Consider the following 22,278-nt stretch of genomic DNA (forward strand, 5'->3'; position numbering starts at 1 on the left):
GAATTTACGTGTTCGACGTAAACCTCTTCGACGAGCTCCGCATTGGTCTGGCCACCGCTGAAGACATCCGTCGCTGGTCCAAGGGCGAGGTCAAAAAGCCCGAGACCATCAACTACCGAACCCTGAAGCCGGAGAAGGACGGCCTGTTCTGCGAGCGCATTTTCGGGCCGACCCGCGACTGGGAGTGCGCCTGCGGTAAGTACAAGCGCGTGCGCTACAAGGGCATCATCTGCGAGCGGTGCGGCGTCGAGGTCACCAAGTCCAAGGTCCGCCGTGAGCGCATGGGCCACATCGAGCTGGCCGCTCCGGTTACCCACATCTGGTACTTCAAGGGTGTCCCGTCCCGCCTGGGCTACCTGCTGGATCTCGCTCCGAAGGATCTGGAGCGCATCATCTACTTCGCGGCCAACATCATCACCTCCGTGGATGAAGAGGCCCGCCACAACGACATGTCCACCCTCGAGGGCGAGATGCTGCTCGAGAAGAAGGACGTGGAGGACGACACCGAGGCAGAAATCGCCGAGCGCGCGTCCAAGCTCGAGGCCGACCTGGCCGAGCTGGAGGAAGCCGGCGCCAAGGCGGACGCCCGCCGCAAGGTCCAGAACGCTGCGGACAAGGAGATGCAGCACATCCGCGAGCGCGGCGAGCGCGAGGTCGCCCGCCTGGACGAAATCTGGAACACCTTCGTCAAGCTGGCTCCGAAGCAGATGATCATCGACGAGAACATCTACGAAGAGCTCGTCGACCGCTACGAGGACTACTTCACCGGCGGCATGGGCGCGGAAGCCATCCAGACGCTCATCCGCAACTTCGACCTGGAGGCCGAAGCTGAGGTCCTGCGCGAGACCATCAACAACGGCAAGGGCCAGAAGAAGATGCGCGCTCTGAAGCGCCTGAAGGTCGTCGCCGCGTTCCTGCGTTCCGGCAACGACCCGGCCGGCATGGTCCTGGACGCTATCCCGGTCATCCCGCCGGAGCTGCGCCCGATGGTCCAGCTGGACGGTGGCCGCTTTGCCACCTCCGACCTGAACGACCTGTACCGCCGCGTGATCAACCGCAACAACCGCCTCAAGCGCATGATCGATCTGGGCGCGCCCGAGATCATCGTCAACAACGAGAAGCGCATGCTGCAGGAGTCCGTGGACGCCCTGTTCGACAACGGCCGCCGCGGCCGTCCGGTCACCGGCCCGGGCTCCCGCCCGCTGAAGTCCCTGTCTGACCTGCTCAAGGGCAAGCAGGGCCGCTTCCGTCAGAACCTGCTGGGTAAGCGCGTGGACTACTCCGGCCGTTCGGTTATTATCGTCGGCCCGCAGCTGAAACTGCACGAGTGCGGTCTGCCGAAGCTGATGGCGCTCGAGCTGTTCAAGCCTTTCGTCATGAAGCGCCTGGTGGAAAACGACTACGCGCAGAACATCAAGTCCGCTAAGCGCATGGTCGAGCGCCAGCGTTCCGAGGTCTGGGACGTGCTGGAGCAGGCCATTTCCGAGCACCCGGTGCTGCTGAACCGCGCGCCGACCCTGCACCGCCTGGGTATCCAGGCCTTCGAGCCGAAGCTGGTTGAGGGTAAGGCCATTCAGCTGCACCCGCTGGCTTGTGAGGCCTTCAACGCCGACTTCGACGGTGACCAGATGGCAGTCCACCTGCCGCTGTCCGCCGAGGCCCAGGCCGAGGCCCGCGTGCTGATGCTGGCCTCCAACAACATTCTGTCCCCGGCCTCCGGTAAGCCGCTGGCTATGCCGCGCCTGGATATGGTCACCGGTCTGTACTACCTGACCATGGACAAGGCCGAGGACGAGATCGGCGGCGAGGGCCGCTTCCACGAGGCGGAGACCGACAAGCCGGCCACCGGCGTCTACTCCTCCTACGCGGAGGCCCTGATGGCGCGCGACCGTGGTGTCGTGGGCCTGCAGGCCCCGATCAAGGTGCGCATCGACCACCTGCGTCCGCCGGAGGACATCGAGGCCGAGCAGTTCCCGGATGGCTGGGAGCGCGGCCAGGCCTGGCTGGCGGAGACCACCATCGGCCGCATCATGTTCAACGAGCTGCTGCCGTGGAACTACCCGTACCTCGAGGGCGTCATGGTCCGTAAGGGCGGGTCCGGCAACAAGGTGCTGCTGGGCGACGTGATCAACGATCTCGCCGTCAAGTACCCGATGATCACCGTGGCTCAGGTCCTGGACAAGATGAAGGACGCCGGCTTCTACTGGGCTACCCGTTCCGGCGTGACCATCACGATGTCCGACGTTCTGGTTCTGCCGAACAAGACCGAGATCCTGGAGTCCTACGAGAAGGAAGCCGAGCGGATCGAGCGCAAGTACTGGGAGCAGGGCGCCCTGACCGAGCGCGAGCGCTACGACCGCCTGGTTGAGCTCTGGAAGGACGCTACCGACACCGTGGGTAACGCGGTGGAGAACCTCTACCCGGATGACAACCCGATCCCGATGATCGTTAAGTCCGGTGCGGCCGGTAACATGCGCCAGATCTGGACGCTGGCCGGCATGAAGGGCATGGTCGTGAACTCCAAGGGTGACTACATCACCCGTCCGATTAAGACCTCCTTCCGTGAAGGCCTGTCGGTGTTGGAGTACTTCAACAACTCGCACGGTTCCCGTAAGGGCCTGGCGGATACCGCACTGCGTACCGCCGACTCGGGCTACCTGACCCGTCGTCTGGTCGACGTGGCCCAGGACGTCATCGTCCGCGAGGACGACTGCGGCACCCGCCAGGGCGTGCGCGTGCCGATCGGCACCGAGGTCGCCGAGGGCCAGTACGCGGTTCACGAGCTGTGGGAGACCTCCGCTTCCGGCCGCGTAGTGGCTACCGACGTCAAGGACGCCGACGGCAACGTGCTGGCTGAGGCCGGCTCCGACCTGACCGAGAGCCTGACCAACAAGCTGGTCCAGGCTGGCGTGCAGGAGATCAAGGTCCGCTCCGTGCTGACCTGCCAGACCCCGGCTGGTGTCTGTGCTAAGTGCTACGGCAAGTCCATGGCTTCCGGCCACTTGGTCGATATCGGCGAGGCCGTCGGTATCGTGGCCGCCCAGTCGATTGGTGAGCCGGGTACCCAGCTGACCATGCGTACGTTCCACCAGGGCGGTGTCGGCGGCGATATTACCGGCGGTCTGCCGCGTGTGCAGGAGCTCTTCGAGGCCCGTAACCCGAAGAACCGCGCCCCGATCGCCTCCGTGGACGGCACCGTGTCCCTGTCGGACGAGGGCAACTTCTGGACCCTGACCATCACCCCGGACGATGGTTCGGACAACGTGGTCTACGAGAAGCTGTCGAAGCGCCAGGGCCTGGCCCAGGTGCGCCGCCCGATGGAGTCCAACCCGGACGCCATGATCGAGCGTTCCCTGCGCGACGGCGACCACGTCGTCACCGGCGAGCGCCTAATGCGCGGTGCGGCCGACCCGCACGACGTCCTGGAGGTCCTGGGTCGCCGTGGCGTGGAGAAGCACCTCATCGACGAGGTCCAGGCCGTGTACCGGACCCAGGGTGTGGCCATCCACGACAAGCACATCGAGATCATCATCCGCCAGATGCTGCGCCGTGGCACGGTGATCGACGCCGGCTCGACCGAGTTCCTGCCGGGCACCCTGGTGGACCTGTCCGAGGCCAAGCAGATCAACGCCGCGCAGGTGGCCGAGGGCGGCGAGCCCGCACAGCTGCGCAGTGAGATCATGGGTATCACCAAGGCCTCCCTGGCTACCGAGTCCTGGCTGTCCGCCGCCTCCTTCCAGGAGACCACCCGCGTGCTTACCGATGCCGCTATCAACAAGCGCTCCGATAAGCTCATCGGTCTCAAGGAGAACGTGATCATCGGTAAGCTGATCCCGGCCGGTACCGGTATTTCCCGCTACCGCAACATCACTGTGAAGCCGACGGAGGCCGCCCGCAACGCGGCGTACTCCATCCCGACCTACAGCGATACCATCTACAGCGACGACAGCTTCGGTGAGTTCACCGGCGCCTCTGTCCCGCTGGAGGAGGACTTCTTCTAGAGGAAGTACTCCCGCGGTCTAACCGCACACATTCGGTCTGCACAGCGGCCCCGCACCTCCTTCACGGGAGGCCGCGGGGCCGCTGTCTTTGTGCGCCGTCCTTAACCCCGCCAGGGCCTCTGACGCCCGGCCCGAGGGAGGGCCGCTAGAGCCAGCCGTTGTCCTCGGCCGCAGCAACGGCGGCGTGCCGGTTGCCGGTGGCGGTCTTGGTCATGATGGCGGACAGGTGATTGCGCACGGTGCCCTCGCTCAAATGCAGGGCCGCGGCGATGTCGCGCACGCTGTGGTGCTCAGTCGCGGCGTGGCAGACCTCTACCTCGCGCTGGGTGAGCGGGTTGGGCGGGCTGAAAAGGGCCCGCTCCGCCAGCCCCGGATCGATAACGCGATGGCCGGCGTGGATGCGGCGTACGGCGTCGGCGAGGGAATCCGGCGGGGTGTCCTTCATAATGAAGCCGGAGGCCCCGGCGGCCAGTGCGCGCTGCAAGTAGCCGGTGCGTCCGAAGGTGGTGACGATAAGAACGTGGGCCTTGCCGGCTCCCAGCAGTCCTGCGTCGCGCAGCTCTTTGGTCGCTTCCAGGCCGCTGGTGCCGGGCATCTCAATATCCATGATGAGCACGTCTGGCCGGCACTGGCGTACCTGGGAGACGATCTGCGCGCCGTCGGCGGCCTCGCCCACGACCTCGAGGTCGCCCTGCAGACTCAGCAGCGCGGCGAGCGCCCCGCGGACCAGGTGCTGGTCGTCGGCGATGAAAACCTTGATGGGGGCCTTGGCTCCACAGTCTTTAGTCACGGCATTTCCACCTCAATCCGGGTGCCCCGGCCTGGTTGGGAAGTGATGCTCAACGTCCCGCCGGCATCTTCGACCCGGGCGCGCAGGCCCGCTAGCCCGTTGCCCGGGGAGATGGTGTGGCCGATGCCGTCATCGCCGACGACGAGACGCGTGGGCGTGACCTCGATCCAGGCCCGGCGGGCCCCGGCGTGGCGGAGGATATTGGTCGTGGCCTCTCGTACCGCCCAGGCATACAAGACTTGGTGCTTAGCGGCGATCTCCTGGGCGTGGGAGGGCTCCGGGACGCGGGCGGCGATGCCCGCGGCGTGCAGCGCATTTTCGGCATTGGCTAGCTCCACCGCCAGCTGCGGCTGGCGCAGAGCGGTAACGGTCGCGCGTACCTCGTCCAGGGACGATCGCGTCAGCTCGCTAATGGCGCGCAGCTCCTCCTCGGCCTTTTCCGGAGCGAACTGGAGCTGCCGCCGGGCCAGCTCGGACTTGAGGTTGATGACGGTCAGGGACTGCCCCAACAGATCGTGGATGTCGCTGGCGATGGCCTCGCGCTCGCGCGCCAGCCGGAGACGGCTCTCGGCGCTGCGCTCCGCGGCCTTTCTATCCTCGAGGCTCTTGTTGAGCGCCATGAACGCCGGGGTGCACAAGGCGAGGCCGGCCAAGGCGAAGGCGTTCGGCGGCTGGAAGACGATCAGGAGGATCACTGTGAAACCGGCTCCGCAACCGACCATGGCGTAGCCGGTCATCCCAGGCGTGACGTAGAGAAAGACGGCCATGAAATAGGGCAGGAAGACCAGCACGTACCAGCCGATCAGCGGCAGGAGGGCTAGCGGACCGATCAGCAGGACGGCGCACCAGACGAGCACGAAGAGGGGCAGGCGCCGGCGGGGCACTGATGCGTGGTAGCCGGAGCCTAGGGCGTAGGCGAGGGCGAAAAACGCAAAGCCGGCAGCGACGCTTGCTAGGGCAGTGCCGTTGAGTCCTGAGAACAGGAAGGGCACGAAGGAAAACAGCAGGAAGACCAGCCAGATGCTGCTCTTGGTGGCGTCGCTGCGGGAGAAGTGCATGAGGCGGTTTAGCGTCCCTTCTGGCGGCGGTTGAGCAGTATGAAGGTGATTACAAAGATAGCAGTCCAGGCGGCAATATTTGCTAGGGCGTTGGGGAGGGCTTCTTCGTGGTAGTAAGGTTCGTCGGAGATTATTTGTACCCCGTCGGTGAGGGGGTAGTTGGCTAGGGCGTTGGCGCCGTAGAGGGGCGTGAAGCGCCCGAAATCGAGCATACCGGCGCTCAGCGGCATGAACATGTTGGCGGCGAAGGCGAAGACCACGATGAGCGTGGAGGCTATCGTAATCGCGCTGTCGGAGCGGAAAAGCTCCCCAAAGGCCATGCCGTAGACGCCGAAGGGCAGGGAAACGGCGATGCAGACAAAGAAGCAGGCGGCCCACGCGCTCACGGTCATGGTGGCACCGGTCAGGGCGCCGGCGATAAAAACAGCCACCACGGGGAGGGTGCAGCGCAGCACCAAGGACAGCACCTGGGCGGTCAGGTAATGACCCGGGGTGGTGGGGGTAAGCGCTAGTTGGCGGCCCCAACCACTGCGGCTTTCAACGACCGTGCCGCCGGCCGCCGCGGTCGCGGCGATGACCGCGCCGTAGAGCGCCATGGAGACCATGACGAAGGCTTTAGGGTTGCCGTGCGCAAAGTCCGGCATGGACGAATAGTCCTGCAGGGCGCCGAAGAGCAGGTAGAAGCCGACCGGCATGAAGACGGTGAAAAAGAGGTTGGTGAAGTCCCGGGAGGCGCGCTTGAGGTTTAGCGCCGTCAGGGAGCGGACAGGCGCGGCAGCGGCTGCGGTAGTGGTCATTCCTGTAATTCCTTTCTAGGCCCGTCGCGTAGGCCAGGCCGTGACTTCGGAGTTCTTCGCGTTGGTTTCCTCCGGCCGCAGACCGGCGTTGAGGTCGGCGGTGAAATCCGGGGCGATGTAGCGCAGTACCGCCTCGTCGAGGCTCGGGTAGCCGCCTTGGACTTCCGCGACGGTGCCGTTGGCGGTGACTCGGCCGTCCTGGAGGATGACCACCCGGTCGGCGTAGCGCTGGGCCTCCTCGAGGTAGTGGGTGGCGAAAATGATGGTTTGGCCTTCTCGTGCCTGGTGGCGCAAGGTGTGCCAGAATTCGTGGCGGGCGTAGATGTCCATACCGGTGGTCGGCTCGTCCAGGATGAGGAGGTCGGGGCGGGGCAGGATGGCCAGCGTGAAACGCACGCGCTGCTGCTCCCCGCCGGAGCACAACCGGACCTTACGGTCCTGGATCTCAGTCAGCCGGGTCTCCTCCATGACTTCGCGCTCGACCTCATCTAGTGGAGCGGACCGCGGGTGCAGCCCGGCTATAGCGCGTACGGTCTCCTCGACCGTGATGTCGGGGAGAAGCCCGCCGGACTGCAGCACCGCGCCCACGCGGGACGTCTTCGCGGCCCGGGCGGGCGGCCCGCCGAAGAGTTCGATGGCGCCGCTGGTTGGTTCCGTCAGTCCTAGCACCATGTCGAAAAGCGTTGTCTTGCCCGCGCCATTGGCGCCTACCAAGGCCACAACTTCCCCAGCGGGGATGGTTAGGTCAAGGTCCCGGATGGCGTTGACCCGCTTCTTGCCGCGCCCAAAGGCTTTAGTCAGGTGCTGAATCTCAATAGCTGGGGTGGGCTTGTTGTTCGTGCTCGCGTGCATGCCCCGAGTATCGGCGAGAAGGACAAGGGGTGCGTAGGCCAAAGATCCAGACATAGGCATGACAAATGTCAGGGGTCGGGGTCTCTACCCCCGCCCGTGCAGGTGATTTTGTCGTGCGCAGGGGCTTGCTATGCTAAACGCCTGTACAACTAAACAAACGCGGGAGCTGCTGGAGGCAATGTCCAGCGGCTGAGATGGCCTTGGGGCCGAACCGTAGAACCTGATCCGGGTAATGCCGGCGCGAGGGAGGAAAAATGCCGAATAGGCTTCATTGGCGTGTTGTAGACATCGTGGTTGCATCCATCTTGGGTGTGGCCTGCGGTCTGATTTTCTTGCTGTGGAACACCGTGGGGTACGCGTGGTTCATGGCCATGGATAGCCTCACACCGGGGTTCGGGGGACTGGCCACCGGTATCTGGCTGCTGGGCGGCGTCATTGGCGGCTTGGTGATTCGCAAGCCGGGCGCGGCCATCTTCGTCGAGGTCCTGGCGGCCTCGGTCTCCGCGGCGCTGGGCAGCCAGTGGGGCATCGAGACGCTCTACTCCGGCCTGGCCCAGGGCCTGGGCGTCGAGATCGTCTTGGCGATCTTCGCCTACCGGAACTTCAAGCTGCCGGTGGCGGCGCTGTCCGGCATCGGCGCGGGAATCGGCGCGTTCATCCTGGAGCTGTTCACGTCCGCCAACCTGGCCAAGTCGCTGGAATTCAACCTCATCTACCTGTCCTGCCTGATGATCTCCGGCGCCATCCTGGCCGGCGTGCTCGGCTACTACCTGGTCCGCGCCCTGGCGCGCACCGGCGCCCTGGACCGGTTTGCGGTAGGCCGGGAAGCCCGTGCCTAGTCTCGCTGCCAGCCACCCGACGGGACTTGCGGCCCGGGGCTTTGGCTGGCAGCACGCCGGGCGCAACCGGGCGGCGCTCAAAGATATTGAGCTCGATATCGCACCGGGCGAGCGGGTCCTGCTGTGCGGGGACTCCGGCTCCGGCAAGTCGACGCTGCTGGCCGCCTTCGCGGGCGTGCTGGGCGGCGATGACGAGGGCGAGCAGACCGGCGAGCTGACGCTCTACGACGCCGCCGGCCACCGCGAGGCGCCCGGGCGCACCGTCCCGGTGGGGCTGGTGCTCCAGGACCCGGACGCGCAGGTGATCGCCTCCCGCGTGGGCGATGACGTCGCCTTCGGGTGCGAGAACCTCGGCGTGGAAAGGGAAGAGATCTGGCGCCGGGTGCGCCACGCCTTGGACGTGGTGGGCCTGGACGTCGGCCTGGACCACCCGACGCAGCGCCTGTCCGGCGGGCAGAAGCAGCGCCTGGCGCTGGCCGGGATCATTGCCATGGGCGCGGGTCTCATCCTGCTCGACGAGCCCACGGCCAACCTGGACCCGCAGGGTGCCCGGGACGTCATCGCCGCGGTGCGCGAGACCGTCGAGGCCACCGGCGCGACGCTCGTCGTGGTTGAGCACAACTACTCCGGCTGGGAAGACCTGCTGGACCGCGCGATTATGCTCAGCGACGGGCGCGTGAGCGCGGATTCCACCGTCGCGGACGTGGCCGCCGCCCGGGCGGTGACTGGTCTGCCGGAAGCCCGGCCGGTTGCCCCGCACGCGCCGGCCGCGATGTTCTCGCGCGAGCTGGTCACCCGCTTCGGCCCGCCGCGCAGCTACGAGATCCCGGCCGGGGCCTCCACCGTGATTACCGGGCCGAACGGCTCCGGCAAGACCACCTGGCTGATGACCATGGCCGGCCTGCTCGCCCCGGTCAGCGGCCAGATCGGCATGTCGGAGGTGGTCGCCCGCGGGCTGCCGCCCACCCCGCGCAAGTGGAAGTCGCGGCAGCTGGCGCACCGCATTGGCTACGTCTTCCAGAACCCGGAACACCAATTCGTGGCCCGCAGCGTGGCCGAGGAGCTGCGCGTGGGCCCAACGGTGATGGGCGAGGAGGTGCCGACCGCGCGCATCGACGAGCTGGTGGAGCGCCTCCGGCTCGGGCACCTGCTGGAGGCCAACCCGTTCACGCTCTCCGGCGGGGAGAAGCGCCGCCTGTCCGTGGCCACCGCCCTGGTGACCGCGCCGGCGGTGGTCCTCCTCGACGAACCCACCTTCGGCCAGGATCCGTCTACCTTCGCCGAGCTAGTCGTCATGCTGCGCGAGCTCGTCGACGCCGGCACCACGATCGCCTCCATCACCCACGACGAGATGTTCATCGCGGCGCTGGGCGATGCCCGCATCCGCGTCACGGCCCCCGAGGCCGCGCCCAGCGTGCCAGCCAGTCGCGCCCGCGGCCGCCGGCGAGGGGAGGGGCGGAATGCCTAATATCCTGGCGACTGTCAACCCGGTGACCCGGCTGGCGCTGATGGTCATCATCACCACGCCGCTGCTGCTCAGCCTGGACTGGGTCAGCGCGACCGTCTCCCTGGGCCTGACGGTGCTGCTCGCCCCGCTGTGCGGGGTGCCCTGGCCCCGGCTGATCCGGCTGGCCTGGCCCCTGCTGATTATCGCCCCGCTGTCGGGCATCTCCATGCTGCTCTACGGCCGGCCGGGCGGGAAGGAGTACTTCTCCGTCTGGCTGGCGGTGGTCACGGAGAACTCGGTCGAGCTGGCCATCGCGGTGATGATCCGTGTCCTGGCCGTGGCCCTGCCCGTGGTGGTGCTGGCCCGCGACATCGACCCGACGGAGCTGGGCGACGGCCTGGCCCAGGTGCTGCGGCTGCCCGCGCGCTTTGTCATCGGCGCGGTGGCCGGCGTGCGCATGGCCACCCTCTTCAAAGACGACTGGGCGTCCATGGAACGGGCCCGCCGGGCTCGGGGGCTGACCGACCGCGGCCGGATTGCGCACATGGCCTCGATGTCCTTCGGCCTGCTGGTCGTGGCCCTGCGGCGCGGCGGCAAGCTCGCCACGGCGATGGAGGCCCGCGGTTTCGGCCGCACCCCGCCGCACGGCAGGAGCCGGACCTGGGCCCGCGAATCCCGCCTGCGCACCCAAGACTGGCTGGTCATGGCCGGTGCCGTAGTACTCGCGGCCGTCCCGGTGGTAGTTTCGGTAATCACGAACTCTTGGCGATTTTTTGGATTGTGATAGCTTCTATGCCCTCTGACCAGCCCGAGCAACCTGCTAGTGGCGTCGTGGACGAGCCCTTCCCGTCCGCGGCGGCGCTAAAACACTTGAGCATCGACCGGCAGCAGGCCCACGTGGTCGCGCGGGTTTTGCAGCTCGCCGCTGAGACCAAGCGGCCGATGAAGCCCGTCACCGTGCTCATCGACGGCCCGTCGGGGGCGGGAAAGACCTGGCTGTCGGCCCGCCTGGCCGAGCGCGATAACTGCCAGGTCGTACACCTGGACGAGTTCTACCCGGGCTGGCACGGCCTGGACCGTGGTTCGGAGATGGTCTACGAGCACGTCCTGCGCCAGATGAACCCCGGCTACTGGCGCTGGGACTGGGAAGCCAACGCCCCCGGCGAATGGATGAGCCTAGACGCACGCGACGACCTCATCGTCGAGGGCGTGGGCTCGGTAACCCCGGAATCCCTGGCCACCGCCCGCGAGCGCGGCAGCGTCGTGGCGGTCTGGGTCACCGGGCCGCGCGAAGAGCGCAAAGAGCGCGCGCTGGGCCGCGATCCGTATTACGCCGAGTGGTTCGAGGTCTGGGAGGACCAAGAAAAGGAACACTTCGCAGAACTCGAGGCCGCCGGAATCGAATTCGACGTCCACTGGGACTGGACCCCGGCGCAAGACTAGCGGAGGCAGAAAGCCCGCCGCGCTAGCCGCCTAACCGCGGTAATAGCCCTCGGCATCGCAGCCGCGGGCGGCCTGGACCACCAGCTCGCTTCCCCGCGCCCGCGCCGCGGCCTTAAGCTCCGGCAGATGGCCTTCTACCGCGGAGCCGGGCCAGGAGGTGGTGCGCAGCTGCAGCCCCATGCCGTGGGCGTGGGCGGCGTCCGCGGCGATATCCAGGCTCTGCCACATCCGGTGAGCTACCGCGGGTGTTACCCCGGCCACGGCGGGCAAGTCCCCGGGCAGGCCCTTGACGTCCAGGCCTATCCAGTCCGGCCGGGTGTCCGGATCCGCCAGCAGGCGCCGCAGCCGCGCCGGGCTATAGCCACTGGTGTGCAGCCCCACCGGGAAACCGGCGGCGTGGGTGCGGCGGATGGCATCGGCCAGCCCCGGTACGGCCAGCGGCTCCCCGCCGGAGATGACCAGGGCATCGATAAGCCCCCTGCGCGCGTGCAGGAGGTCGAGCACCTCCTCGAAGCCCTGGTCGCCGCCGCTGCCGCCGAGCGGCTGGAGCGCCGGGTTGTGGCAGTAGCGGCAGCGCAGCGGGCAGCCCTGCACGAAGGCCGTGATCGTAAGCTTGCCCGGCCAGTCACAGGTGGAAAAGGGGATGACCCCCGCGACGGGCAGCGAGGGGTTGGCCGGCCCGGCGGAGGCGCCCGGGGGATTAATTGCCTTGGCCGACATAAGACTCCGCGAAGTACTCGCGCTCGTGGAACTCGCCCTGCTTGCCGGTGTTGAAGCTGGACACGGGCCGGAAATAGCCCATCACGCGGGTCCACATCTCCGTAGCCTCGCCGCACTCCGGGCACTGTGGGTGCTCGCCGGAGATATAGCCGTGCGAGGCGCAGATGGAAAACGTCGGCGTGATGGTGATGTACGGCAGACGGAAGGTGCTCAGCGCCCGCTTGACCAGCTTGGCGCAGGCGGCGCCGGAGGACATGGCCGAGCCCATGTACAGGTGCAGGACGGTACCGCCGGTGTACTTGGACTGCAGATCCTCCTGGGCGGCCAGGGCGGCGAAGGGATCCGGGGTATGCGCCACCGGCAGCTGGGAGGAGTTGGTGTAGTAGGGCTGCGCCGCGGTGCCGGCCTGCAGGATGCCCGGGAAGCGCTCCTTGTCCTCACGGGCAAAGCGGTAGGTGGCGCCCTCGGCCGGGGAGGCCTCCAGGTTGTAGAGGTGCCCGGTGCGCTCCTGGGCCCGGGTCAGCAGGGCGTTGACGTGGTCCAGCAGGCGCGCGACCTGGTCGTGGCCCTGCGGATCGGTGAGGTCGTAGGCGTCCTGGGTGAAGTTGCGGATCATCTCGTTGCAGCCGTTGACGCCGATGGTGGAGAAGTGGTTGTCCAGGCTGGGCAGCCAGCGCCGCGTGTACGGGTAGAGGCCGCGGTCCAGGTTTTCCTGGACGAAGGCGCGGCGGCGTTCCAGGGTATCCACGGCGAGGTCGACCAGCTCGGTCACGCGGGCCAGCAGCGCCTCCTCGTCGCCGCGGTAGAGGTAGCCCAGCCGCGCGCAGTTGAGGGTGACCACCCCGATGGAGCCGGTCAGTTCCGCCGAGCCGAACAAGCCGTTGCCGCGCTTGAGCAGCTCCGTCAGGTCGAGCTGCAGCCGGCAGCACATGGAGCGCACCATGCCGGGATCCAGATCCGAGTTGAGGAAGTTCTGGAAATAGGGCAGCCCGTAGCGCGCGGTCATGGTGAACAGGGCCTGGGCGTTCGGGCTGTCCCAGTCGAAGTCCTCGGTGATGTTGTAGGTAGGGATGGGGAAGGTAAACGGCCGGCCGTCGGCGTCCCCGGCGGACATGACCTCCAGGAAGGCGCGGTTGATAAGGTCCATCTCCGCCTGCAGGTCCCCGTAGCGGAAGTCGACGGGCTCGCCGCCGATGAGCGGGGTGATATCCGCCAGGTCGGCCGGGCAGGTCCAGTCGAAGGTGAGGTTGGTAAAGGGCGTCTGCGTGCCCCAGCGCGAGGGAACGTTGAGGTTGAAGACGAACTCCTGCAGGGTCTGCTTCACCTGCTCGTAGCTCAAGTTGTCAAACCGCACGAAGGGGGCCATGTAGGTGTCGAAGCTGGAGAAGGCCTGCGCACCCGCCCATTCATTTTGCAGCGTGCCCAGGAAGTTCACGGCCTGGCCGCACGCGGCAGACAGGTGCTTGGGCGGGGCGGAGCTGACCGTGGCGGGCACGCCGCCGAAGCCTTCCTCTAGCAGCTGGCGCAGCGACCAGCCGGCGCAATAGCCGGAGAGCATGTCCAGGTCGTGGATGTGGAGATCGCCGGCCCGGTGCGCTTGACCGGCCGCGGGGGAAAAGACGTGGTTGAGCCAGTAGTTAGCGGTGACCTTGCCGGAGGTGTTGAGCACCATCCCGCCTAGGGAGTAGTCCTGGTTGGCGTTGGCGTGGATGCGCCAGTCGGCGCGCTCGAGGTACTCGTCCAGGGTGGACTGCACGTCGATTCTCGTGTGCTGCGCAGGGCGCGCGGGGCGCTGGGAAGTCATGGCTGTCCTTTCGGTTAGGGGAAGCGGTGATGCCGTCGCGGCAGGGCCGGTGCCGCGTGCCCGGGGCGGGCCATTTAAAAGCGCTTTCGATGGACAACATAGCTGTAATTTCGGCGGTGTGAGTTAGCCAAAACTCCATATATGCCGGAGTGATAGCTCACAACCCCAACATGTTGTGGTTCGGGCTCAGAGTTCGCTGCGCGAACCGGGGGCCATGTAGTGGCCGTGACGTCCGCCCCAGTCCGCCGTTCGGCCTACCCCTTCGGCGGGGAGGGGAAAGTTCCGTGGACTTTGTCACTAGGGTTTCGGGTCGGCGGCGTTTCGGTGTGGCAGAGTTTCGGCGCGGCGGTGATTTTTCTTTTCGGGATGTTATCCGGTAAGGTTCCAAAGGTCTCGTCGTATATGTGCGGCGAAGAAGTCTGATCCTTAAACTGGCCGCGGCTAGGGTTAAAGGTTCTGGACGTGCGGCAGGGCCCCGGAAAAGAGCCCTCATTTTTGCATGTTTAGTCCTCTTATCTGGCGGCCGGACGTAGAAGTCAACAGAAAGACTGAAAATATGCCAACTATTCAACAGCTGGTCCGCAAGGGCCGCCACAGCAAGCGCAGCGAGGTGTCCACTGCTGCGCTGAAGGGCTCCCCGCAGCGTCGTGGCGTGTGCACCCGCGTGTACACCACCACGCCGAAGAAGCCGAACTCGGCACTGCGTAAGGTCGCCCGTGTTCGTCTGACCTCCGGCATCGAGGTTTCCGCCTACATCCCGGGTGAGGGCCACAACCTGCAGGAGCACTCCATGGTGCTGGTGCGCGGTGGTCGTGTGAAGGACCTTCCGGGTGTCCGTTACAAGATCATCCGTGGCGCGCTGGATACCCAGGGCGTCAAGGACCGCAAGCAAGCTCGTTCCCGTTACGGCGCGAAGAAGGGACAGTAATAAAAAATGCGTAAGAATGCTGCTCCGAAGCGTCCGGTTGTAAAGGATCCCGTTTACCAGTCTGAGCAGGTTACTCAGCTGGTCAACAAGGTCCTTAAGGACGGTAAGAAGTCGACCGCAGAGCGTATCGTCTACGGTGCGCTGGAAATGTGCCGCGAGAAGACCGGTACCGAGCCGGTTGACACGCTGGAAAAGGCTCTGGGCAACATCCGCCCGGATCTTGAGGTTCGCTCCCGCCGTGTCGGTGGCGCTACCTACCAAGTGCCGGTGGAGGTCCGTCCGGGCCGCGCCAACACCCTGGCCCTGCGTTGGCTGGTGACCTTCACCCGCCAGCGTCGTGAGAACACCATGATTGAGCGTCTGGCCAATGAGATCCTGGACGCCTCCAATGGTCTGGGTGCTTCCGTGAAGCGTCGCGAAGACACCCACAAGATGGCCGAGGCCAACCGCGCCTTCGCCCACTACCGCTGGTAATTTCCAGCAGACTGCACACATATGCCCGAGTAACGACAACCTAGTTTTCGCGCCGTCGCACGGCGCCCATAACTTGATAATCGTTGCTCGGGCATTTGTCTAGCAGGCCACTTTGGGTGTTTTAGACGCCCATGTGCTGCTAAAGCGGCTTAATAGTGGCACAATTGACCGAGAACTATCCGTTTAACGACTATGAGTTGGGGTAAAGACTGTGGCACAAGAAGTGCTTAAGGATCTGAAGAAGGTCCGCAACATCGGCATCATGGCCCACATCGATGCTGGTAAGACCACCACGACCGAACGTATCTTGTTCTACACCGGTATTAACCGCAAGGTAGGCGAGACCCACGATGGTGCCTCCACGACTGACTGGATGGAGCAGGAGAAGGAGCGCGGCATCACCATTACGTCCGCCGCCGTGACCTGTTTCTGGGAAGGCAACCAGATCAACATCATCGACACCCCGGGCCACGTGGACTTCACCGTTGAGGTGGAGCGCTCCCTGCGTGTTCTGGACGGTGCCGTCGCCGTCTTCGACGGTAAGGAAGGTGTCGAGCCCCAGTCCGAGCAGGTGTGGCGTCAGGCTGCTAAGTACGACGTTCCGCGTATCTGCTTTGTCAACAAGATGGACAAGCTGGGCGCTGACTTCTACTTCACCGTGCAGACCATCATCGACCGCCTGGGCGCTAAGCCGTTGGTTATGCAGCTGCCGATCGGCGCTGAGGATGACTTCGACGGCGTCGTCGACCTGCTCGAGATGAAGGCCATCACCTGGCGCGGCAAGGTCGAGACCGGTGCTGAGCCGACCATCGAGGAGATCCCGGAGGACCTCAAGGACAAGGCCGCCGAGTACCGCGAGAAGCTGGTTGAGGCTGTCGCCGAGTCCGACGAAGAGCTGATGGAGAAGTACTTCGGCGGCGAAGAGCTGACCATCGAGGAGCTCAAGGCCGGCATCCGCAAGCTGACCATCAACTCCGAGATCTACCCGGTCCTGTGTGGTACCGCTTACCGCAACAAGGGTGTCCAGCCGCTGCTGGACGCCGTCGTCGATTACCTGCCGACCCCGATGGACGTCGGCGAGGTGCACGGCCACGCTGTGGGCAATGAAGACGAGGACATGACTCGTAAGCCGTCCAAGGACGAGCCGTTCTCCGGTCTGGCCTTCAAGATCGCTGCTCACCCGTTCTTCGGTCAGCTGACCTTCGTGCGCGTCTACTCCGGCCGCGTGCAGCCCGGTGACGAGGTTATCAACTCCACCAAGGGCAAGAAGGAGCGCATCGGCAAGATCTTCCAGATGCACGCCAACAAGGAGAACCCGGTGGATGAGGCCGTGGCCGGCAACATCTACGCCATCATTGGCCTGAAGGACATCACCACCGGTGACACCCTCTGCGCCAAGGACGCCCCGATCATCCTGGAGTCCATGGACTTCCCGGATCCGGTTATCAAGGTCTCCATCGAGCCGAAGACCAAGGCCGACCAGGAGAAGCTGGGTACCGCCATCCAGAAGCTGGCGGACGAGGACCCGACCTTCACCGTCGAGCTGGACGAAGAGACCGGCCAGACCGTCATCGGCGGCATGGGCGAGCTCCACCTGGACGTCCTGGTTGACCGCATGAAGCGCGAGTTCAAGGTCGAGGCCAACATTGGTAACCCGCAGGTTGCTTACCGCGAGACCATTAAGAAGCCGGTGAAGTCCCTGGACTACACCCACAAGAAGCAGACCGGTGGTTCCGGCCAGTTCGCAAAGGTCATCGTCTCCATCGAGCCGTACAACCCGGATCCGGAGACCTTGGAAGAGGGCGAGAACCCGCAGTACAAGTTCGTCAACGAGGTCACCGGTGGCCGCGTTCCGAAGGAGTACATCCCGTCCGTCGACGCCGGTATTCAGGACGCCATGCAGTACGGCTACCTGGCAGGCTTCCCGCTGGTCAACATCAAGGCCACCCTGGAAGACGGCGCTTACCACGACGTCGACTCCTCGGAGATGGCCTTCAAGCTGGCCGGCTCCCAGGTCCTGAAGGAAGCTGTCGCCAAGGCAAAGCCGACCCTGCTCGAGCCGCTGATGGCCGTCGAGGTCGTCACCCCGGAGGAATACATGGGCACCGTTAACGGTGACATCAGCTCCCGCCGTGGCCAGGTCTTCGCTATGGAAGACCGCGCTGGCGCCAAGGTCGTCAAGGCCAAGGTCCCGCTGTCCGAGATGTTCGGCTACATCGGCGACCTGCGTTCCTCGACCGCCGGCCGTGCGAACTTCACCATGGTCTTCGACTCCTACGCTGAGGTTCCCTCCAGCGTGGCCCAGGAGATCATCGCTGAGCGCACCGGCAACGCCAGCTAGGGGTAGTACCCACCCCGGCAACCACTTGGGGTTTTAGCGACCCCGAGAACCTAGGAAGCTTGCGCGTTTGGTATTCTGCGCTAGGGAATGCCAGACCCTTCCTAGGAACTAGGTCGGGCCGGTAGCGGTCGGGCTGAGCCTCGTAGAATCGCAGTGTTAACATCGCGATATTGCAGGCTGAGCCGGCCGTTACCGCTCACCTAGGATCCGCAAAGATTCTTGTCGAGAGATAACGTCCGCACTAACTTCCGCGGACAGACTTCCCGCGAGGGCAGTTTGAAATATCCGCGGCATAAATCTAGGATCGTGTAACTGGCACGTAAAGAAAGCGTCATAAGCACGCGGTAACAACCCACGTGCCTATGGCAACTGTCAACCACGTGGCTGCGAAGGTCGTAGCCACCATATAGTCCAGGAGGACATACAGTGGCAAAGGAGAAGTTCGAGCGTTCGAAGCCGCACGTTAACATCGGCACCATCGGACACGTCGACCACGGCAAGACCACCACTACCGCAGCGATCACCAAGGTGCTGGCTGACGAGTACCCGGAAGAGAACACCGCTTTCGCTTTCGACATGATCGATAAGGCTCCGGAGGAGAAGGAGCGCGGTATTACCATCAACATCTCCCACGTTGAGTACTCCACCCCGAAGCGCCACTACGCACACGTGGACGCCCCGGGCCACGCCGACTACATCAAGAACATGATTACCGGCGCTGCTCAGATGGACGGTGCTATCCTGGTCGTCGCCGCTACCGACGGCCCGATGCCGCAGACCCGCGAGCACGTTCTGCTGGCTCGCCAGGTTGGCGTTCCGTACATCCTCGTTGCACTGAACAAGTGCGACATGGTCGATGATGAGGAAATCATCGAGCTGGTCGAGATGGAGATCCGCGAGCTGCTGGGCGAGCAGGACTTCGACGAGGAAGCTCCGATCGTTCACATCTCCGCTCTGAAGGCTCTCGAGGGCGACGAGAAGTGGGTTAAGTCCATCGTTGAACTGATGGATGCCTGCGACGAGTCCATCCCGGATCCGGAGCGCGAGACCGACAAGCCGTTCCTGATGCCGATCGAGGACATCTTCACCATTACCGGCCGCGGCACCGTCGTGACCGGCCGTGTTGAGCGTGGCCGTCTCGAGGTCAACGAGGACGTCGAGATCATCGGTATCAGGGACAAGTCCATGTCCACCACCGTCACCGGTATCGAGATGTTCCGCAAGATGATGGACTACACCGAGGCTGGCGACAACTGTGGTCTGCTGCTGCGTGGTACCAAGCGCGAAGAGGTCGAGCGTGGCCAGGTTGTCATCAAACCGGGCGCTTACACCCCGCACACCAAGTTCGAGGGTTCCGTCTACGTCCTGAAGAAGGAAGAGGGCGGCCGCCACACCCCGTTCATGGACAACTACCGTCCGCAGTTCTACTTCCGCACCACCGACGTTACCGGCGTCATCAAGCTGCCGGAAGGCACCGAGATGGTTATGCCGGGCGACAACGTTGAGATGAGCGTTGAGCTGATCCAGCCGGTCGCTATGGACGAGGGCCTGCGCTTCGCTATCCGCGAGGGCTCCCGCACCGTCGGCGCTGGCCGCGTTACCAAGGTTGTCGAGTAATCGATACCCCTAACGGGCCGCGCTAAGGCGTAATAGATTAAGCCGCTTCCCCTAAAGGGGAGGCGGCTTTTTCGCGTCTTCAGGCTGTGGCGCGCCGCCGCTCAGGGTGGGCGGGGAGGCTCCCAGGCGCGGTGTAATAGAGTTGGACGGGTGCATGATCCAACCCGTAATGAAAAGACGCTAGCCGCCCTCCAGGAGGCCTGGGAGGGCCGGCCGGAGGAGTCCCTGGCCACTATCTTCGCGCAGCTGGCAGAACGGGGGATTGGCTGGGGTACTGCGGATGCGGACCTGGTCGCCGCTCTGGAGCAGATGGCGCGGGAGCGCCCGGCGCTGCTGCCTACCGAGGGCGGGGTGGCCCAGGGCAGCTGGCTGGTGACCACGCAAGCGCCTACCGCGCGCGTGATGGTCTATCCGGAACGAATTGTCGTGCGCTCCTTCCGGGAAGACGGCGGGCAGGTCCGCGCCCTGCAGCCGGTGGTCTGGGACTATTCGCGCCTGCGCCCGACCGGGCCGGCGCGCCCGCTGGTGGTGGCGGACGCGGACGGGATAGAGCACCGCCTGGGCGTGTGCGAGTCCCTCCAGCGCGTCGCGAACGAAGAGATCGCCCACGCGCAGGAGATGCTGGCCTCGGCCACGCGGGAGAAGCCCCTGCGGCGCCGGGAGGTGGGAGATACCGTCTGGGTGATAAAGACCGACCAGGACCAGACGCTGGTGCTCGGCCACGGTCTGCGGGTCTATTCCGCCGGCCGCCGGGACCTGCAGCAGCGGAGCCTGAAGTGGGAGAAGATAGAACAATGCCGCCCGGGCGGACAGATGGTTGTCTGCCTGCCGGGCGGCGAGGTGGCGCGCTTCGGCGCCATCGAGGACGTGCTCGTCGCGGAGTGCTAGGGCCAGTTTGCCGGCCCTAGACCCGGCGGCTTTCTAGCGCGCCTTCAGCTTGGAGTAGTGGAGCTTGTACGTGGTGTCCACGTCCATCTCCGGGAACGCCAGGCGGAAGTCGCTCTCGCACTGCTCGATCTCTGCGCGCAGGTCCGCCAGGGGCTTTTCCGCGCTGCTGATGACGGTGTAGGCGATGGTCGGCCGCTTGCGGTCGTAGGTCACGCGCCGGTCCACGGTCTCCACGCCGTCGAGGTTTTCCAGGGCGCTGGCGATACCCCCGGCAATCGGGTTCATCGACATGGTCACCTGGCCCTCGTCGTTGGAAGCCGAAGAGGTCAGCTTGTTGAAGCGGTGCGGCCGCGAGTTCGCCACGATGATCCACAGGCCCAGGATGAAGGCCACGACGGCCGTGCCGGCCAAGACGTAGACCCACCAGGACTGTTCGCTGAGGCTGCCCCAGACGTCGTGGTTGACCCACTCGGCGGCCTGGTTGGCGAAGCTGACGTCAAAGTGCATCAGGATGGGCCACAGGCCCAGCACGACGAGGATAACGCCCAGCAGGAAGAACAGCAGGCGGTCAACGGTTGCTAGTGCTCTAGACATTGGTTTCGACCTCCTGGACCGGCTCGACGGTCACGCTGACCCGCGGGGTGGACTCCAGCGTCTGCAGTGCTTGGCTGACGGCTTCCTCCACGCGCGGGGCCAGCGCCGGGTCTTCGGTGTCGCCGTTGACGGTGATCTTGACGTTCTTGTCCGTGGCCTGGGTGCGGGCGGCCGCAACGCCGGGGACCTGGCGGGCCACCGCGCTGGAGCGGCGGGCCACGTCCACGGCGCGCAGCCAGACCGAGGACCGCTCGGACTCGAGGCGCATGTGGGTCTTCCGGCGCGGCTTGAAGGCCACGATGAGGAAGATAAGGCCCACCACGACCGCGGCCACGCCGGCCCAGATCATCCAGGTCTCCAGGTTCTCCCGCGCCACCAGGTCGGTGACCGGGGTGACCCAGGAGCTGGCGTTGGCGTCGGTGGCCACGAGCCAGGTCTCCCGGCCGGCCATGACGGCCAGCGCGAGCAACAACAGGCCCAGGAAGATGGCCCAGCCGCGCGCGGCGGGGGAGGCCTTGGGCTGCTGGCCCAGACCGACGATTTCCTGGTTGTCGGAATTAGCGGACATCGTAGCCTCCCTTCGGCGGTTGCGGCTGAGGCGCCTTCCGGCGCTTATGGAACGGGACGATTTCGGGGCTGCGGACCTGCAGCGGCGTGACCTCGATCTGGCGCAGCGGCTCCGGGCGGGGCGCGTAGACGTGCGCCGGCGACGGATTGGCGGGCCGGATCTCGATTCGGCGCAGCGGCTGGCTGGACGCGGTGCGCACCGGGCGCGGTTCGTGCTCGAAGGCCTCGCCGTGGGCGCGCAAGCGTGCCGGGGCAGGGGACTGCACCGAGCGCGGGGTAACCGGCTCCGGGGTCACCGGGCTGGTGACCTGAGCCTCGCGCGGCTGTGCAATCTGGCGCGGGCGGAACGGGGAGGCGTCCGCGGACACGGAACGCACCTCCGGCTCGCGGCCGGCGTCGATGGACCGCAGGCGGACCGGCTCCGGGGAGTGGATCTCCGCGAGCTTGTCGATGCCGCGTACCGTCTCCGGCTGCCAGATGCGGTGCGGGTTGACCTGCGGGCTAAACGCCGCGGCGTGCGGGCGGGCGGCCACGCTGGTCGGCGCGATGCGCTCGCCCGGGACCACGGTGCCCACGGAGACGTTGACCCGGGTGGTCTCGTAGTCCGTGTAGGTGCGCGCGGCCTCCGCGATGGCGGCACGAACCTGCTCGGCCACCTGGGTTACGGGCGCGGGCCACGTGACCGCGATGGAAGCCTCCACCGCGAGGACGCGGCGGTAGGAATCTACCTGGGTTTGCACGCGCGGGAAGCCGCGGCCGGCGATACCGGCGAGCTTCGAGTCCACGTCGCAGGTTCCGGGCACGGAACGGATGGCTGCCGTGACCAACTTGTCGAAAGTGCGGATGGAGATATCCGTCGCGCCAGCGTTATCCGCCCCGGCCCCAGTGGGGTTGTTCGGGGTGTCGGTCATTAGCCTTGGCCCTTGTCTTTGCCGATGATGTTGTACCAGATTTCGGACAGGTTAATGCGGCCATCAAAGTGTGCGCCGATGACGCCGCCGATGGCGCCGAACAAGATCGCGAGCAGCACCAGGGGCAGGTTGCCCAGAATGATGGCGAAGGCCAAAACAACACCGGCGACGATGCCGTAAGTGGTGTAGTTGTTCATAGGTTTACCC

At 65.5% G+C, this 22,278-nt stretch carries 20 protein-coding genes and 1 riboswitch; of the genes, 10 read left to right on the top strand and 10 right to left on the bottom strand.

Annotated elements, in window-relative coordinates; translation table 11 throughout:
* Window positions 1-8 precede the first annotated feature (8 nt).
* Window positions 9-4,001: a DNA-directed RNA polymerase subunit beta' gene (locus tag VVR85_RS10060; protein ID WP_368520759.1), complete on the top strand. Its 3,993-nt coding sequence runs from the start codon at window positions 9-11 to the stop codon at window positions 3,999-4,001.
* Between the two features lie 145 nt (window positions 4,002-4,146).
* Here VVR85_RS10060 and VVR85_RS10065 read toward each other — a convergent pair whose 3' ends face one another.
* The 4 genes from VVR85_RS10065 to VVR85_RS10080 are packed head-to-tail and all read right to left on the bottom strand — an operon-like array spanning window position 4,147 to window position 7,498.
* Window positions 4,147-4,791 carry a response regulator gene (locus tag VVR85_RS10065; RefSeq protein ID WP_368520760.1) on the bottom strand — a complete coding sequence of 215 codons (645 nt, stop codon included), beginning with the start codon at window positions 4,789-4,791 and terminating at the stop codon, window positions 4,147-4,149.
* The gene (locus VVR85_RS10070) at window positions 4,788-5,849 is read right to left on the bottom strand and encodes a sensor histidine kinase (protein WP_368520761.1); all 1,062 of its coding nucleotides are present in this window, start codon (window positions 5,847-5,849) and stop codon (window positions 4,788-4,790) included. The genes VVR85_RS10065 and VVR85_RS10070 overlap by 4 nt, the downstream gene beginning before the upstream one ends.
* Window positions 5,850-5,857: 8 nt before the next feature.
* Window positions 5,858-6,646, bottom strand: a complete 789-nt coding sequence (locus tag VVR85_RS10075; RefSeq protein ID WP_368520762.1) for an ABC transporter permease — start codon at window positions 6,644-6,646, stop codon at window positions 5,858-5,860.
* A 15-nt stretch (window positions 6,647-6,661) separates the two neighbouring features.
* Complete coding sequence (locus tag VVR85_RS10080) at window positions 6,662-7,498, bottom strand: ABC transporter ATP-binding protein (RefSeq protein ID WP_368520763.1); 837 nt, start codon at window positions 7,496-7,498, stop codon at window positions 6,662-6,664.
* Between the two features lie 149 nt (window positions 7,499-7,647).
* Window positions 7,648-7,763, top strand: a riboswitch (TPP riboswitch).
* Here VVR85_RS10080 and VVR85_RS10085 point away from each other — a divergent pair.
* From VVR85_RS10085 to VVR85_RS10100, 4 genes are all read left to right on the top strand, one after another.
* Window positions 7,753-8,337, top strand: coding sequence for an ECF transporter S component (locus VVR85_RS10085; RefSeq protein ID WP_368520764.1), 585 nt, complete (start codon window positions 7,753-7,755; stop codon window positions 8,335-8,337). It overlaps the preceding riboswitch by 11 nt.
* Window positions 8,330-9,805 carry an ABC transporter ATP-binding protein gene (locus VVR85_RS10090; protein ID WP_368520765.1) on the top strand — a complete coding sequence of 492 codons (1,476 nt, stop codon included), beginning with the start codon at window positions 8,330-8,332 and terminating at the stop codon, window positions 9,803-9,805. Before VVR85_RS10085 ends, VVR85_RS10090 begins: the two co-directional genes overlap by 8 nt.
* Window positions 9,798-10,568: an energy-coupling factor transporter transmembrane protein EcfT gene (locus tag VVR85_RS10095; protein ID WP_368520766.1), complete on the top strand. Its 771-nt coding sequence runs from the start codon at window positions 9,798-9,800 to the stop codon at window positions 10,566-10,568. The genes VVR85_RS10090 and VVR85_RS10095 overlap by 8 nt, the downstream gene beginning before the upstream one ends.
* 8 nt (window positions 10,569-10,576) lie before the next feature.
* The gene (locus tag VVR85_RS10100; RefSeq protein ID WP_368520767.1) at window positions 10,577-11,227 is read left to right on the top strand and encodes a hypothetical protein; all 651 of its coding nucleotides are present in this window, start codon (window positions 10,577-10,579) and stop codon (window positions 11,225-11,227) included.
* Between the two features lie 30 nt (window positions 11,228-11,257).
* On the opposite strand, the gene VVR85_RS10105 is transcribed toward VVR85_RS10100, so the two are convergent.
* Both VVR85_RS10105 and VVR85_RS10110 read right to left on the bottom strand, forming a co-directional pair.
* Window positions 11,258-11,947 (bottom strand): anaerobic ribonucleoside-triphosphate reductase activating protein, encoded by a 690-nt coding sequence (locus VVR85_RS10105; protein ID WP_368520768.1) that lies wholly within the window; start codon window positions 11,945-11,947, stop codon window positions 11,258-11,260.
* On the bottom strand, window positions 11,928-13,751 hold the full coding sequence (locus VVR85_RS10110) for a ribonucleoside triphosphate reductase (RefSeq protein ID WP_368520769.1): 1,824 nt from the start codon (window positions 13,749-13,751) through the stop codon (window positions 11,928-11,930). Before VVR85_RS10110 ends, VVR85_RS10105 begins: the two co-directional genes overlap by 20 nt.
* Window positions 13,752-14,307: 556 nt before the next feature.
* On the opposite strand from VVR85_RS10110, the gene rpsL reads away from it, so the two are divergent.
* The 5 genes from rpsL to VVR85_RS10135 all read left to right on the top strand — a co-directional run bounded on the left by rpsL (window position 14,308) and on the right by VVR85_RS10135 (window position 19,999).
* The gene (rpsL, locus tag VVR85_RS10115; RefSeq protein WP_290224662.1) at window positions 14,308-14,679 is read left to right on the top strand and encodes a 30S ribosomal protein S12; all 372 of its coding nucleotides are present in this window, start codon (window positions 14,308-14,310) and stop codon (window positions 14,677-14,679) included.
* A gap of 6 nt (window positions 14,680-14,685) precedes the next feature.
* Complete coding sequence (gene rpsG / locus VVR85_RS10120) at window positions 14,686-15,153, top strand: 30S ribosomal protein S7 (RefSeq protein WP_070768185.1); 468 nt, start codon at window positions 14,686-14,688, stop codon at window positions 15,151-15,153.
* Window positions 15,154-15,364: 211 nt separating this feature from the next.
* A complete protein-coding gene (fusA, locus tag VVR85_RS10125; RefSeq protein WP_368520770.1) occupies window positions 15,365-17,494 on the top strand; it encodes an elongation factor G in 2,130 nt (709 codons plus the stop codon).
* Between the two features lie 426 nt (window positions 17,495-17,920).
* Window positions 17,921-19,111 carry an elongation factor Tu gene (gene tuf, locus VVR85_RS10130; protein WP_368520771.1) on the top strand — a complete coding sequence of 397 codons (1,191 nt, stop codon included), beginning with the start codon at window positions 17,921-17,923 and terminating at the stop codon, window positions 19,109-19,111.
* Between the two features lie 150 nt (window positions 19,112-19,261).
* Window positions 19,262-19,999 carry a hypothetical protein gene (locus tag VVR85_RS10135; RefSeq protein WP_368520772.1) on the top strand — a complete coding sequence of 246 codons (738 nt, stop codon included), beginning with the start codon at window positions 19,262-19,264 and terminating at the stop codon, window positions 19,997-19,999.
* Between the two features lie 33 nt (window positions 20,000-20,032).
* Here VVR85_RS10135 and amaP read toward each other — a convergent pair whose 3' ends face one another.
* The 4 genes from amaP to VVR85_RS10155 are packed head-to-tail and all read right to left on the bottom strand — an operon-like array spanning window position 20,033 to window position 22,268.
* The gene (gene amaP / locus VVR85_RS10140) at window positions 20,033-20,593 is read right to left on the bottom strand and encodes an alkaline shock response membrane anchor protein AmaP (RefSeq protein WP_368520773.1); all 561 of its coding nucleotides are present in this window, start codon (window positions 20,591-20,593) and stop codon (window positions 20,033-20,035) included.
* Window positions 20,586-21,161 carry a DUF6286 domain-containing protein gene (locus VVR85_RS10145; RefSeq protein ID WP_368520774.1) on the bottom strand — a complete coding sequence of 192 codons (576 nt, stop codon included), beginning with the start codon at window positions 21,159-21,161 and terminating at the stop codon, window positions 20,586-20,588. Before VVR85_RS10145 ends, amaP begins: the two co-directional genes overlap by 8 nt.
* Window positions 21,151-22,071, bottom strand: coding sequence for an Asp23/Gls24 family envelope stress response protein (locus VVR85_RS10150; protein WP_368520775.1), 921 nt, complete (start codon window positions 22,069-22,071; stop codon window positions 21,151-21,153). Before VVR85_RS10150 ends, VVR85_RS10145 begins: the two co-directional genes overlap by 11 nt.
* Entirely contained in the window at window positions 22,071-22,268 is a 198-nt protein-coding gene (locus VVR85_RS10155; RefSeq protein WP_368520776.1) for a hypothetical protein, read from the bottom strand. The genes VVR85_RS10150 and VVR85_RS10155 overlap by 1 nt, the downstream gene beginning before the upstream one ends.
* Window positions 22,269-22,278 lie beyond the last annotated feature (10 nt).

It is taken from the genome of Corynebacterium sp. LK2590, assembly GCF_040946105.1.
GTDB lineage: Bacteria > Actinomycetota > Actinomycetes > Mycobacteriales > Mycobacteriaceae > Corynebacterium.